The 12947-nt window shown below is 59.3% G+C and carries 20 protein-coding genes; 14 read left to right on the forward strand and 6 right to left on the reverse strand.

Features of this window, described 5'->3' with window-relative positions:
• Positions 1-25 precede the first annotated feature (25 nt).
• The gene (locus ACR3FE_RS23480; protein WP_458210341.1) at positions 26-319 is read right to left on the reverse strand and encodes a diadenylate cyclase; all 294 of its coding nucleotides are present in this window, start codon (positions 317-319) and stop codon (positions 26-28) included.
• Positions 320-736: 417 nt separating this feature from the next.
• On the opposite strand from ACR3FE_RS23480, the gene ACR3FE_RS23485 reads away from it, so the two are divergent.
• Together ACR3FE_RS23485 and ACR3FE_RS23490 are read left to right on the forward strand one after the other, a co-directional pair.
• Positions 737-1165 carry a DUF7539 family protein gene (locus tag ACR3FE_RS23485; RefSeq protein WP_458210258.1) on the forward strand — a complete coding sequence of 143 codons (429 nt, stop codon included), beginning with the start codon at positions 737-739 and terminating at the stop codon, positions 1163-1165.
• 114 nt (positions 1166-1279) lie between these two features.
• The gene (locus ACR3FE_RS23490) at positions 1280-1603 is read left to right on the forward strand and encodes a DUF5789 family protein (RefSeq protein ID WP_458210259.1); all 324 of its coding nucleotides are present in this window, start codon (positions 1280-1282) and stop codon (positions 1601-1603) included.
• 57 nt (positions 1604-1660) lie between these two features.
• On the opposite strand, the gene ACR3FE_RS23495 is transcribed toward ACR3FE_RS23490, so the two are convergent.
• The 3 genes from ACR3FE_RS23495 to ACR3FE_RS23505 all read right to left on the reverse strand — a co-directional run bounded on the left by ACR3FE_RS23495 (position 1661) and on the right by ACR3FE_RS23505 (position 4515).
• Entirely contained in the window at positions 1661-2911 is a 1251-nt protein-coding gene (locus ACR3FE_RS23495; RefSeq protein ID WP_458210260.1) for a magnesium transporter, read from the reverse strand.
• A 105-nt stretch (positions 2912-3016) separates the two neighbouring features.
• Positions 3017-3250, reverse strand: coding sequence for a hypothetical protein (locus ACR3FE_RS23500; RefSeq protein ID WP_458210261.1), 234 nt, complete (start codon positions 3248-3250; stop codon positions 3017-3019).
• Positions 3251-3306: 56 nt separating this feature from the next.
• Positions 3307-4515 (reverse strand): CBS domain-containing protein, encoded by a 1209-nt coding sequence (locus tag ACR3FE_RS23505; RefSeq protein ID WP_267623115.1) that lies wholly within the window; start codon positions 4513-4515, stop codon positions 3307-3309.
• A 327-nt stretch (positions 4516-4842) separates the two neighbouring features.
• Between ACR3FE_RS23505 and ACR3FE_RS23510 the strand changes: the two genes are divergently transcribed.
• The 3 genes from ACR3FE_RS23510 (at position 4843) to ACR3FE_RS23520 (ending at position 6176) form a co-directional block, all read left to right on the forward strand.
• Positions 4843-5334 carry a DUF7995 family protein gene (locus tag ACR3FE_RS23510; protein WP_458210262.1) on the forward strand — a complete coding sequence of 164 codons (492 nt, stop codon included), beginning with the start codon at positions 4843-4845 and terminating at the stop codon, positions 5332-5334.
• Positions 5335-5337: 3 nt separating this feature from the next.
• On the forward strand, positions 5338-5703 hold the full coding sequence (locus ACR3FE_RS23515; RefSeq protein ID WP_458210263.1) for a DUF7568 family protein: 366 nt from the start codon (positions 5338-5340) through the stop codon (positions 5701-5703).
• Positions 5704-5780: 77 nt separating this feature from the next.
• On the forward strand, positions 5781-6176 hold the full coding sequence (locus ACR3FE_RS23520) for a DUF7567 family protein (RefSeq protein ID WP_458210264.1): 396 nt from the start codon (positions 5781-5783) through the stop codon (positions 6174-6176).
• Positions 6177-6233: 57 nt separating this feature from the next.
• Here the strand turns inward: ACR3FE_RS23520 and ACR3FE_RS23525 are convergent, their stop codons facing one another.
• Positions 6234-6572, reverse strand: a complete 339-nt coding sequence (locus ACR3FE_RS23525) for a Zn-dependent oxidoreductase (RefSeq protein ID WP_458210266.1) — start codon at positions 6570-6572, stop codon at positions 6234-6236.
• A 79-nt stretch (positions 6573-6651) separates the two neighbouring features.
• Between ACR3FE_RS23525 and ACR3FE_RS23530 the strand changes: the two genes are divergently transcribed.
• Positions 6652-7017: a winged helix-turn-helix transcriptional regulator gene (locus ACR3FE_RS23530; protein WP_458210268.1), complete on the forward strand. Its 366-nt coding sequence runs from the start codon at positions 6652-6654 to the stop codon at positions 7015-7017.
• Positions 7018-7020: 3 nt separating this feature from the next.
• Here ACR3FE_RS23530 and ACR3FE_RS23535 read toward each other — a convergent pair whose 3' ends face one another.
• Complete coding sequence (locus ACR3FE_RS23535) at positions 7021-7944, reverse strand: bile acid:sodium symporter family protein (protein WP_458210270.1); 924 nt, start codon at positions 7942-7944, stop codon at positions 7021-7023.
• Between the two features lie 129 nt (positions 7945-8073).
• Between ACR3FE_RS23535 and ACR3FE_RS23540 the strand changes: the two genes are divergently transcribed.
• From ACR3FE_RS23540 to ACR3FE_RS23575, 8 genes are all read left to right on the forward strand, one after another.
• Complete coding sequence (locus tag ACR3FE_RS23540) at positions 8074-8478, forward strand: DUF6166 domain-containing protein (RefSeq protein ID WP_458210272.1); 405 nt, start codon at positions 8074-8076, stop codon at positions 8476-8478.
• A 19-nt stretch (positions 8479-8497) separates the two neighbouring features.
• A complete protein-coding gene (locus tag ACR3FE_RS23545; protein ID WP_458210273.1) occupies positions 8498-8773 on the forward strand; it encodes a DUF7389 domain-containing protein in 276 nt (91 codons plus the stop codon).
• A 50-nt stretch (positions 8774-8823) separates the two neighbouring features.
• A complete protein-coding gene (locus ACR3FE_RS23550; protein ID WP_458210274.1) occupies positions 8824-9045 on the forward strand; it encodes a DUF8129 domain-containing protein in 222 nt (73 codons plus the stop codon).
• A 55-nt stretch (positions 9046-9100) separates the two neighbouring features.
• Positions 9101-9400, forward strand: a complete 300-nt coding sequence (locus tag ACR3FE_RS23555) for a hypothetical protein (RefSeq protein ID WP_458210275.1) — start codon at positions 9101-9103, stop codon at positions 9398-9400.
• Positions 9401-9503: 103 nt separating this feature from the next.
• Complete coding sequence (locus ACR3FE_RS23560) at positions 9504-10514, forward strand: DUF6610 family protein (RefSeq protein WP_458210277.1); 1011 nt, start codon at positions 9504-9506, stop codon at positions 10512-10514.
• A gap of 76 nt (positions 10515-10590) precedes the next feature.
• Complete coding sequence (locus ACR3FE_RS23565; RefSeq protein ID WP_458210279.1) at positions 10591-10938, forward strand: DUF8013 domain-containing protein; 348 nt, start codon at positions 10591-10593, stop codon at positions 10936-10938.
• An 86-nt stretch (positions 10939-11024) separates the two neighbouring features.
• Complete coding sequence (locus ACR3FE_RS23570; protein WP_458210280.1) at positions 11025-11951, forward strand: M78 family metallopeptidase domain-containing protein; 927 nt, start codon at positions 11025-11027, stop codon at positions 11949-11951.
• Between the two features lie 110 nt (positions 11952-12061).
• Positions 12062-12928, forward strand: coding sequence for a hypothetical protein (locus tag ACR3FE_RS23575; protein ID WP_458210282.1), 867 nt, complete (start codon positions 12062-12064; stop codon positions 12926-12928).
• Positions 12929-12947 lie beyond the last annotated feature (19 nt).

Below are 12947 nucleotides of genomic sequence, written 5' to 3' on the forward strand. Positions count from 1 at the left end.
CCGTCACCGAGGAAACCATACAATCTCAGTCTGCAGTCCGCCAGCGTCCCCCAAGTTCCTCACGTTCGCAATCAGTATATTTTCCATTCCGAAAGACTGTCACACGACCATTCTCTTCGCTCAGCGTTATACTGACAAGCACCTCTTCCCGGAGGGACACTTCTAACGCACTGAGATGTTTGGTTCCCATCCAATCGGCATAAGCGAGGGGTGGCTCTTCGACCACTTCCGTAGCGTTTGGAGTCCGAACGCGAACCATTTGTTCTTGGATCGTCCTATCCGCGGCAATAACGACTGCCCCATCGCAGCTGAATGCCACGTTGCGGGCTGCGTCGATGAACTCCTCGGAGGTGATGGCGACTGACCCACACTGGTCGACGGGCCACGTGTTGTCCCCCAGCGGATCGGTGTATCTACCGAAATCAATGTCAGCAACGACAATAAAATAGAGACTCGGTCCGGTTACATATGGTTCGTCCCACCGGCTGAAGGAGAGACTCAAACTCTCCGCAGTATATCTAAGGATGTCGATAGTTTCTGGGATTGTGGCATACTCCGCTTGACCGCTGTTGGATTCTATGATAACTCTCTCACCGGCATACTCGATTTACATGGAGAATCCGTTTGAATGCTCTGCCCGTGACAGAGACTACTAAAGTACACCGTCACCACTGACACACCCACCATCCGTAGACGTTGTACAAACGTTCATTCGCCTTGCACCCCTTCTAGGACCATGGCCGAGTTTCCAGACGAACGACAACTCGTACTACGGGCGCGTTCCCAGTTGGACCAGTGGACAAGAAGTGCTCGGATGGAGGCGTACACTGAACTGTTCGAAGGTGACGGTCCCATCCTCTCCCCCAAAGAGATACAGCTGCTCGATGCGCTCGACTCGGAACTGGAGCGAGAGGGCGGTGATGGTGTCTGGGGCACCGACCAGTACGGAATCCATACAGCGGGAACCTCAAGCTCGGATACCTCACTCGGAGTGGTCTGTGTGTACCACCCACAGATCACCAAAGATTCCGTCCTTCGTGGGGCCGACGACCTCGACGACGAGACCGAAGAGCGACTCAACGCAGCACTCTGGCGATATAGTGAACGGGTTGCGACGCTCATCGAAGAGGAACTCCACGAGTTCACCCGTCAAACGCAGAGTTAGGCGCAGAATCAGGTTCAGCTCCGCATTGACAGTTGGTGGGGTTTACCTACATTCAGGCGCTAATGCAACGTCCTCAAGGTGCAACTTATCCGAATCGGGCGCCTACGCGTAAGGATGCAAGACGACAAACGAGGCCAAGACGAGGACAATGACAACGAACAGCCAGAGCGGAAGCGAGAGGAGGTCCGTGACCGCGCCCACGAAGACAGAGCGATGAGCGGCGACCCCGGTGGGCGGCTTGGTGACCTCGATGAAGCACTCGAAACCCAGAACTACCCGACTACGACCGACGAACTGGTTGACGCTTTTGGAGACTACGAGATCGAAACCCAGGGCGGAACAGAATCCCTCGAAAAAGTGCTTGCCCCAACTGATAACCAAACGTACGACTCCGCCGATGATGTTCGAAGCCGGCTACTAGGACTGATACATCGATAGCGAATCGGCTCGCGATGTGCTAGACCACGGTACGGACTAGTATCTCTACGAGTCACTTCAGAGGAGTACGACCTGCGCCAGTCCGAGGAATATGAAGAATCCGAGGACGTCAGTTGCGGTCGTAATGAAGATAGTTGCCGACGTTGCCGGATCGTACCCGAATCGATTCAGTACGAGTGGAACGAGCGCGCCGAAGAACCCGGCGATGACGAGGTTCAGCACCATCGCGATGCCGATGACCAGTCCCAACAGCGGACTCTGGTTGAACAGGGTGGCGATGACAGCCACGATAACGCCGGTAATCACGCCGTTTGCACCCCCCGTAAGCACCTCGTTGCCGATGGCGCGCCTCCCTGTTCGAAGTGAGATCTGCTCTAGTGCGATGCCGCGGACCGTCACGGCCATCGACTGCGTGCCGGCGTTTCCACCCATCCCGGCGACGACCGGCATGTAGATTGCCAGTAGCGTCAACGCCGCGATCGTGTCTTCGAATAACCCGACAGTCGCCGCAGCGAGAAAGGCGGTCCCGAGGTTGATGATGAGCCACTTGTACCGCCGGCGAACCTTCTCGAAGGCGCCATCGAGAACGCTCTCCTGCTCATCGACACCAGTGAACTCATAGAGCGTCTGGCCGGCTTCTTCCTCGATGGCCTGTAAGAGGTCGTCCGCATAGATGACTCCGAGAATGCTGTCGTCTTCGTCGAGAACGACGATTTTACTCTGTGGGTTGGCCCTGAACACCTCGATGACCTCCGAGTCGGGCTGTTCGTATCGAACAGTGGGAGCGGGTCGAAGATACTCGGTGATGACCGCCGACCCGTGACCAGCCAGGGCTAAGGTATGGCCAGGTAACTCCCCTAACACCTCGTCACCATCGGTGACGAAGACGGTCGGGAAGCGTCCCGTTCGGGCCTCGTGACGTCGGACGAGCCGGGCCACCTCCTCGAGCCCTTGTGCCTTGTCGACGGTGACGTAGTTGAGGTCCATCATACCGGCGGCACTGTCCGGGCTGAACTTCAGGAGGAACTCAATCCGCTCTCGTCGATCCGCATCGAGCTGACTGAGCACGGCCTCCTGCGTGTCTCCGTCGAGTAATCCAACCACGTCGGTCGCATCGTCGGGATCAAGTCTGCGGACGAATCGCCGTACCTCCTGACGATCCATGTCATCGAGTACGTCTCGCTGGACCGACTCGGGTAGCTGGAAGAATACGACTCGTTGGCGTGACCACGGCAATGCCTGGAACTCCGCACCTGGTGTCTCCGAGGCAGCTATCTGCTGTTGGACATCGATCGTGAATTCTTGCATACGGTTACCCCCTCTCGCGTCGCATGAATCTCGGAAACCGACGTGACGTAGCGGAATCCGGAGTGTTTGAACCAATAGTAAGTGAGAGGCTGCACATAGCCCTTCCTACCCTCGAGATCGCTCGTGTTCTGGGGCAAGGTTGAGAAACACGTCGTTCTCCGCGCCACACCGTGGGCAGGTATGTACGAAGTGGAGACCATCCTCATCACGTTTTTCTATCCGCCATTCCGACCGGGCGCGGGCGACGTTTCCACACTCTTTGCAGCGTTTAGGATGATCCTGGAGGTACGTCTCCATGAAGTCGATGAATGACTGCGTTCCATGGCGGTGCGTCGGCATACGTTGTTCATTCGAGGTGTAGTCGTATCAGCGTGTTCACCCCCCTTTGGCACTATTTACCCCCCGAGCCACCAGCCGTAGAGCTGTGCCTGCTCGTCAGTGTTGGGATGCTTCTTCGAGTCGCCGTAGGTTTTCCCCTTGAGGAGTTGGCGTTCGACCGCGTTCGCGGCGAGTCGAAGCGCGTGAGCGGCACCATACCCCTCGCCATCGGCCGTAAAGTAGCCGCGGTCGGTGACCAGTCGAATCCGTGCCAGCACCAGCGGCACGCCTCGGCTTTGTTCCTTATGCTCCTGCAGTTCGATGCTGGCCTTGATTACGCTCATCTCACCGTATTTCGAGGCCATGCTCTCGATTAATGCGGAGACATCGTCGTAGTCCATCCCCTCCAGCAGGTCGAGCCCAAACACCTGCACGGCGTTCCGATCATCGCGCTCCCAGGTGAGCGCCTCGATGACGTCCGTCTTCGTGATGATACCAATCGGCTCGCCGGTGTCGTCGGCCGTGACAACGAGCGAGGAGATCTCCTGTTCGAACATCGTCTCGACGACGTCGTCAAGCGGCGCGCTCCGCTCGACCGTCGCGACCGCGTCGGACATCAGGTTCCGGACCGGGAGGTCGAGCATCCGGTCGGCGTCGCCCTCGCGCGAGCCGAACCCACCGCGGTTCTGTCCGCCACCACCGTGGCCACCGAAGCCGCCCGACGACCCACCCTGGCTCTTGCTGCCGCCCCGCGTCGTGAACTCGATGACGTCGTACAGGCTCAACATTCCCGCGAGGTCATCCCCGTCGACGACCGGAAGATGGGCGATACCGGCTTCTCGGAGCATATTGAGCGCTTTCCCGATCGTGGTCTCAGGGGTCGCACTGACCAATTCCGCCGTGTAGGCGTCGTCGACGGTCGCCGCGTCAAGAAACGGACGGACGGCCTCGAGGACCGCATCTGCGGTCACCACACCGACGACACGGTCGTCGCGGAGTACGGGGAGCGTTTTGGCGTCGCTCCCGATCATGAGTCGCGCGACTTCGCGGACGTCCTCGGTGCGGTCGACCGTCGGGACGTGCTGGACCTGTGAGCCGACCTTTGCAGAGGGCTGATTGGACGAGGACGCCAGCTGTCGGCGATTCACGATGCCGCGATACTCGTCGCCGTCCGTTACGATGACGGCATCGAGCTCCTGATTCTCGAACGCCCCGGCGACTTTCGAGAGAGGGGTGCCGATGTCGAACTCGGTAAACTTCGTTGAGAGTATCTCGGAGATATCCATGGGTAACTCTCTAGTGTGAGGGGTGCAGGACGGTTATGCCTGTCCCAGCCCTGATATTTGACGGAGGGACGCGCGAAGTGATGTTTGGGTGATGTATCTAACTGCGTCGGCCGTATGCATTGAGACAGGCAGTCTCAACTACTGCACGAGGGAGGACACTACGAGACTGGGAGCTTGACGATCACCGTCGAAGAGACTATTCAACAGTACGACAACACCGGGACAGCGCCGTCAGTCCTGTTTTTCGAGCGCCGGCGATGGGTGCCGGCGCAGCGAATAGTGACGCAGAGCATAGTCGCGTGCGTCGGCAGAGCAAGGTGAAAACCGATGCATATGGTCATTTACACACTCGTAGAGGCATCGACACACAACGATGCTCTGGCCACCGGCAAGACGGTGTTCGATCGGCTGGTTGGAGCCGACCCGCACGCTGGCGCCGTATTTGACTACTACGTCACGTTCGATGAAAATGAGACGACGGTCGCTGGCCCTGCCCGCTGGGGTAATCTCCCCGTGGCTGCCCCCGTGGAATCAGATGAGGGAGAGGAGCTACTCGACCGAGGGTGGGAAGCGACGAAAGAAGAGTTTGAACGGAATCTCGAACGGGTGAAAGAAGCCATCGACGAACTCTCAGACAAGGAGATCATGCGCGATGAGGACCTCGCTCGGCATGCATTCCACCAGGTCGGTGCGTACGACGGTCCGTCGGTGTTCCTGTACGACCAACATGCGAGCGGCATCCGACATCGCAAGCACCTGGATCGGCTCCTCGAAGAGAGTGAGGATCTCTGGATCGTCCCCGCCGACGTCCACTTCTAACCAATGCCCCAAATCACCAACTGGACGCGAGAACGTCGCACCCCGTCGCTCGCGTATCGAAACACCGAGACTGGAGCCCGAGCCGTTCTCCATCGTGCACCCGACTTATACCGGTACAAGTGGCGTGGTGCACTCCTCGTCGACGGTTACCCGGTCTGGTCGTGTGGCTTCGAGACGAAGCAGGCGACAGCCTTTCGGGACGCGCTCCGGGACAGACCACTCCCCGAGCTGAACTGTCCTGAGTGCCCGAACGACGACGTTCTCGTCGGTGAGAAGGCAGCTGACGGGGCGAAGGTACAGCGCTGGTTCGACTGTCCTGATTGTGGCTACGAAGCTCGCTCAAAGATCGTCTACGGCGCTGAGCGCTGAGGTCACAAGACGTCCACCGAGAGGGTTTTACTGGGGCAGGAAGGGGTGGCCCCGAGTCACACGGGCAAGATCCACAAATGAGTCTGGACGTCATCAACCGTCACAGCGAAGCACTGTTCGAGTTCCTCTGGTGTCCGGTCTGCGGGCACGAGGTGTTCAGCCACATCCCCTTCGAGGGCGTGTTCTGCAAGGACTGCAATACACAGATGGAACTCCAAGAATCACATGAGGATCGTGGCTACGAGGAAGCGGTCCTCGTCTGCTTCGATACCGCCACGACCTGGAATCTCCACGTCGACGAAAAACATCGGCGTGACCTGCCTGACGGGTCGGCTCGGGTGAAAATTTTCGGCGCACCGGGTGCCTACGAGGTCGACTGGTGGAGTCCCGAACCCAGCGATAACTGGGAGCCTGTCGAGCGCGGTGAGTTCGACGACATCGAAGAACCTGACGAGGTGGCGCATCTCGCGTAGGCACTCCCGAAGAATCCACTCGGTAGTCGATCGAGAGGTTCGTAGTAGAGTGGTCGTTTACGCTGTCTCAGCCTCGAGTCGATCAACCAGTCCGTCGCGGAACAGCTGTCGCGTTCCGTCGGGACCGGTGATGGTCAGCACCGTCTCCTCGTACGGTGGCGACACTGTGAGCTCGTACTCGGCAAACGCACAACACTGCAGCTCTGCCGAGATGAACTGCGCAGCTGCGATGAGCGCCTCGTCAGCTCCGTCGAACCGAATCGTCACGCCGTTTTCACACTCCTCAAACCCGAGATAGGTGGTGATGAGACGCGAACGAACCTCTTCACCTCGCTCTCGCTCCTGTTCGTCGGTGAGTGTACATGCAACTTCTTGTGACGAGCCGTTGTGACTCATGATACACAATTACTTTGACCTCAGCATTGTTTATACTGTCAAGTCCGAAGTATTGGACCAGGTGCGGTGGATGAAAGCTATGCCAGAAACACCAGACTCGTCACCTGACGTCCCAGAGATACCGAACACCGAGACTACCTGCTATTGCCCGTTGGGCGGCGTGATGGATCTTCTCAGTCGGCGGTACGCGATGCAGGTGATCTGCGTCGTCGGCGCAATCGGGCCAGCGAGATACGGCGAGATCGAGAAGACGTTCGGCCAGGTGAGCAGTTCGACGCTGTCGACTCGCCTCGATGACCTCGTCGAAGCGGGCTTGCTCTCCCGTGAACAGTATGCAGAGATCCCACCACGCGTCGAATACGAGCTCACCGAGAAAGGTGAGGGACTTCGCGTGCGACTCGATCCACTCCTCGAATGGGCAGAGACACAGGACAACTCCGTCTAACGCCTACCGAGGACGGCTGAACCACTTCGCGAGTCCGGCACTCGTCGTCATCTCCACGATGCCGAAGACAACGGCAGGAAGTGTAGCTGCAGTGGGAAAGCCCGCACCAACGAGTAGAGCGGCTGCGACAGCGAAGTCGCGCATTCCAATCGACAGCGTCGCGGCGATGCGCTCGCCACGCGTGAAGTTCCAGCTGACGAGCCAGCCGGATACGTAGCCACCACAGTTGAGAACGACCGCAGCGGCCGCGACGAGGAGAAGGACGTCCCCGCCATCGCGGACAAGTGAGGCGTTCGCCGCCGCGACGATGCCGATGATGAGGATCACCATGAGTCCCGACACGGACGGGTAGATCTCGTCGTATCTGCTGATCCGGTCAGGCCACCGATACCGAGCCGCGACGGCGAGACTCATTGGAATGACCACCGCGAGCAACAATTGTTCGACAATGAGTGCCGGTTGGACGGTGACTGATTCTCCCAAGAATACGGTGACGACGCCCGGGACGAGCACGAGCGTTCCGAGGCCGACAACCACGAGAACCACCGTCGAGAGCGCGGTATCGCCGCCGCTGAGTTCGGTCATCGTCGGCGTCACGAGTTCGGGCGTCACCGCGCCGAGGACCACGAAGCCGGCTGTGAGCGCAGGACTGAGGCCCAGAACCCGGGCGATGGCAAACGCGAGCAGCGGCATCCCGGTCTGGACGACGAGAATCACGAGCAGCGCTCGTCCGCGAAGGTGGCGGAACCGTTCGGGCGCGAGCGTCAGCGAAACCGCGCCAATCATGATGGCGAGAATCGGCGTTGACAGCGGCGTGAGTACGGCTACTGACGGAACGGCTAGCCCGACGCCCACCGAGAGCAACACCCAGAGCAGTAGATAGTCGTCGACGAGAGCCGCAGCACGAGTCACGACGCTATCCGACATCAATGAAAGCAGTTCGTCCATCCATGGTTTGGTCGTTTGTATTCTGAGTTGTGACGGGACCGCTTAGAGTGGTTTTTCGCCCCCAGAGGGGTGCGGGGGTGCTCGAACGAGCATCTCTCGAACAAAACGATGAGTGGAATCAACGACTCACACTCGCACGAACAGAGAGGCATCTCAGATGACGTTGACGTCGTCTACGTCGGCTACCGTCGTCGAGGCCGCGCCATAGTCGAGAAACAGCCTGACCAGGAACAGCTCACACTCGATCGAAGTCTCGAGTTGGTGGACCACAGTCCGAGCGGATTCGAATGGGGATATGGTGGTAGCGGACCGGCCCAACTCGCGCTCGCTCTCCTGCTCGATTACACCGACAATGAGGAGGTGGCACTGGCGGAGTACATGGCGTTCAAGACCGAGGTCGTGAGCCAGCTGGAGTGTACAGAACCCGACGGCTGTTGGCGACTCACCGGACGCGAGATCGACGCTGTCCTTCGCGAAACAGTCAACGAACCAGTCGCACCGTCCGTCGACTAACGATCACAGAGATCAATCCATGTCAGAACATTCGCAGCAGTCCCGTACGAACGCTGAATCGGCCGAGAACCGTGAGCAACAGACACCGACCGAGTACGTCGAGCGAAGCGACGTCGGCGTTTCCCTCACCGTGAAGCTCAAACGCGGAACTGGCACTAGGGATCAGGATGAGGTGATCGCGAAAGCGAAAGACAAGACGCTCGAAGACGCCCGTGAGGACATGGAGACGCTTCGGGAGTACATCCACGACCTCGCCGAGGACGCTCGCCAGATCCAACCAGGAGACGACGAGTAGCGAGCGGGTGCTGTTTTTCGTCGCCTCAGGAGGCGTGGAGGCGACCAGGAGTGAGCGATACAGAAGAGCACGATCCAGATTCGAGCGAACTGTCCCCAGAACAGCGTCTCGACCCACCGAATACACGACTCATCAACGCCGGCATCGCAACGATCAACGACATGGAAACGCTGCGAGCGTGCGTTGCCTATGAGAACGCCCACGGGCAACGCGTCCAAATTCTTCGCCGGCTCGATGACCGAGCCAGCGAGCTTCGGTCAGAAGACACCTAAATGGACGCTCACGGGCTGTTTGTCGACGCCATCAGAGGTGGAGGCTTCGAACTAGATGAGCGACCGACCCGAGATCGAGATTCAACGACAGACCGCGTTCGATGAGGACGGCCAGCTCGAACTGGCCGAGACGAGCGTCGAGACCTCGCTCGAGGACTTCGGTGCAGACGTCGATCATCGCGACCGAGACTCGCGGCTCGATCGCCCCGAGGCTAGTGACTTCGGAGTCGACGACCGGCCAGAAGCATCGCAGTCCTCAACAGGAGATCAGTCGACGCTCTTCGCGGATACTGACGCCGACCAGCAGACGCTCACAGGTGACGAGGCAGCCATGCAGTGCCTTTTCGGAGATTAACCAACACGCAGTCCAATTTTCTACTTCCGTTGGTTAATACTAGCGAGGTCTATCTTGCCCCGGAGAGCCCTGCGGGGCGACGGAGTCCCGCAGGAGACTCCTCATGGCCATTCACGACAGCGCAGACCCAGTTAGCAACAGTTCTACCGAGACACACACTGACGCCCGACAGGCGGCGTACGTGGCGTTCCTCCATCGGGTTCCGTTCGCGCTCGATGCGCTGACCCTCGGCTTCCTCCCTGGGTATCGCGAGGACTGCACGTATCAGCAGTCGCAATTCGATACCCTCGAGTGCCCGGTCGGAATGCTCGATAACGATTTTCGGAATCCCGATCTTGATCGGTACGTCGATCGAGCGCTCGAGTACGAGCCCGACGTGGGTGTCATCGGTGACGCCTACGACGCTGCAGAAGCACAGTCGTACGTCGATACGATTCGGGAGCTCCAAGGGAGTCTTGCCGAGACGGAGTTCATCATCGTCCCGAAATGCCGGGCCGCCATCGAGGCAATTCCCGACGATATCGTGCTTGGTTACTCGCGAGGCTACGCGGAGACGCTCGCACACGAGTTCTCCGACCCCGTCGATTGGCGGGGCCGTCGCGTCCACATCCTCGGTGGCAGTCCACCCAAGCAACTCGAAGTCGTGGAGCAGCTCACCCAACCAACGCTGACGGGTGACCCGCCGGCCGACATCCTCGGCCTCGACTGGAATGGTCTGCATCGCGGGGCGCAGTTCGGCGAGTTCTGGACAGCCGACGGCTGGGACGACAGTGGTCGCGACGCTGACCACGTCACGGTCCGAAAGACGGTCCGGCATAGTCTCAGCCGGCTCAAAAAATTCTGGCAGGACCACGGTGTCTGGCCCGATTCGACACCTCAGGCGGCCGATACCGAACTCACCTACTCCGGGCCCACGCTAAGTGATATCGAGAGCGCGGCGTGTACCGAGTGCCGCGCCAACGTGTGGACGACTGATCGTGGCCCATACGTCGCCGAGTACGACACGGGAGCGGTCTGTGGGTACTGCTGCTATGAGTGCTACTTCTCACATCGGCATCGGAACAACCTTGAGGAGGTCGCCAGTGATCGGAGCGTCTACATCCCGCCTGCGTGACGCAGCGTCCTGTTTTTCGCGCCCTCCGGAGAGGACGAGGGCGTGATAGATCAGGCCCTCCGAGATGGTGATTTCCGTGAGCCAACAACAGCATTCGAACGACGTCTCGATCGATGCAATTCCAGTCGACGTAGCGAACAGCCAGTCAACCGGGGTCGAACCGGAAGATGTTCCCGAGGAAATACGGTCGATTACGCAAGCGCTTGCGTCCGAGCAGCCACCGACGAATCCACTTGTCGTCCTGAAGGCAGCTCGCTGGTGGTATATCCACGGCAAGGGCGGCACTGATCCGGTGTTTCAGTGGGCCATCGAGTGGACGCGGCACCTCGCGACCGACAGGCCCAGCGACGTCGACCAGTTCGACGAGTTCCTCGACTACCTCGTCACAGTCGGCTTCGCTGATGAGAAAGCTGCCCTCCGGTAACCGTCGTCGCGAGTTTTTAATGCGCCGTCAGGGATGCGGCGCGGGCTGAATTGAAGCGATCGCAGTAAGGCGAATTTCAGAACATCATGGCTACGACTAGTGACTCGTCGGCCTCCTTCGAGGAGACCGACACGCGAAGAGACGAGATGCACAGTACGATTGAAGCATGGATCGACGAACTCGTTGGCGACGTTGATGCGGCGCAGGCCAGCGATGAGTTCCAGGAGTGGCTCGACGTCCAGAGTCGGTTCCACGACTACTCCCATCGCAACACGCTGCTCATCAAACTCCAGTGTCCCGAGGCGACGAAGGTGGCTGGCTTCAACACTTGGCGGAATGAGTTCGACCGGTACGTCCAGGAGGGCGAGCAGGCGATCTGGATCTGGGCACCGATCATCACGAAGCAGTGCCCGGAGTGCGAGAACTCGCCGAGCTACCACGAGCAATGTGACTGTGAGTACGACGAGACACCCCCCGAAGAGTGGTCGAAAGGGCTCGTGGGATTCAAACCGGCCGCTGTCTTCGACGTCTCTCAGACCGAGGGAGAGCCGCTTCCCGAGCTAGAAACTGAGGCGACAGGCGACGCTGAGGACCTCGTACCCGCTCTCACAGACGCAGCGGATGAGCTCGGCGTGACGGTTCGCATCGTCGACGCTGACGAGTGGAAGCACGGCGACGCAAAGGGCGTCTGCAAACAGCGGGATATCCATGATTTCACGCCGATCGTTGAGGCGAAAGCACGGACGAACCAGGCCGACCTCGCAGTTACGCTAATTCACGAGTTCGCGCACGCGCTGCTCCATTTCGACGTCGATGACAAGGCCGAACGGTCAAAGCGCGAAGTCGAAGCGGAAGCCGTCGCGTACATCGTTGGTCGGTATTGCGGCCTTGAAACGAGCGGCTCAGCGTTCTATCTCGCCGCGTGGCAGGACGACGAACCAGAGTCGATCCAAGATCGTTTCGGACGGATTAGCAGCACCGCAGAGGAGATCATCGACGTGATCGATGGGTAGGTCAGTGTAGCGCGTCGATGAACAGCTCTCCACGTCGCCGTGAGTTTCTATTGCGCCGCGGAAGGGTGGCGGCGCGCGTGATCGTGCGTCGACCGGGATAGAACGAATCCATGACTGAACAGTACCTCACGACGGTTCTCGACGAAGCCCGCCAGACAATCGAGAGCCATCCGCAAGTCAGCTACGGAACCGAACAGCCACTCCACGAACACCTGCGTTTCGCGGTACTCCGGCTGCTGGAGAACGAGGCTGAAGACACCCATACGGGCGAATCACGTGTTCCAGGGATCACGGTCGGGTATGGGAACGATGCGGCGATGTTCGATCACTGGAGAGACGAGGTTGAGTGGTGGACCGACATCGAACCGCAAGAGCACTGTACTCGGTTTCGCATCTTCTACGAGCAGTTAGACCAGGACGAGTTGCCGCGACGGGCGTTGGAGGTGATGACGGCACTCGGCGCGTGGCGCGTCTGGGAGGGGCCAGCTGCAGCGTGTGGCTCCTACGATCACCGCGGTCGACGCGAAGCACACTTTCTCCTCCACTACAATCACCCGATTGAAGAGCACCTAGCTCGCCTCGTGGAACCCAACGACCCCGCTCTCGCCCCAGACGGTGGATGGGTGGCAACCAGAGACACCCAGAGCGCCATCAAACCAGAGATAGATACGGTTTCGGCAGAACCTTCAGCCGATGAGCTCGCACCGCGAATGCGGCGAGCATGCGACGAAGAGATGGATGTCTCACTCTTGAAGAAGGGCGGCGTGTACGAGGTTCATTCAGAGTCCGGGAATTTCTACGATGTCGATGTCGCCGCTGAGACGTGTACATGTCTCGACTGGCAGCGACGCGAACCTGAAGGGGGCTGTAAACATATGCGCCGCGTCGATATCGAAATCGATGCAGGGAACGTTCCCCAACCAGACGGACGCCTCCCTCGCACAGAATCGGAACAGCAGCCAAATTCGACACTGTAGGCTGTCAGCAGCCACCTAG

The sequence above is a fragment of the Haladaptatus rarus genome (assembly GCF_054177585.1).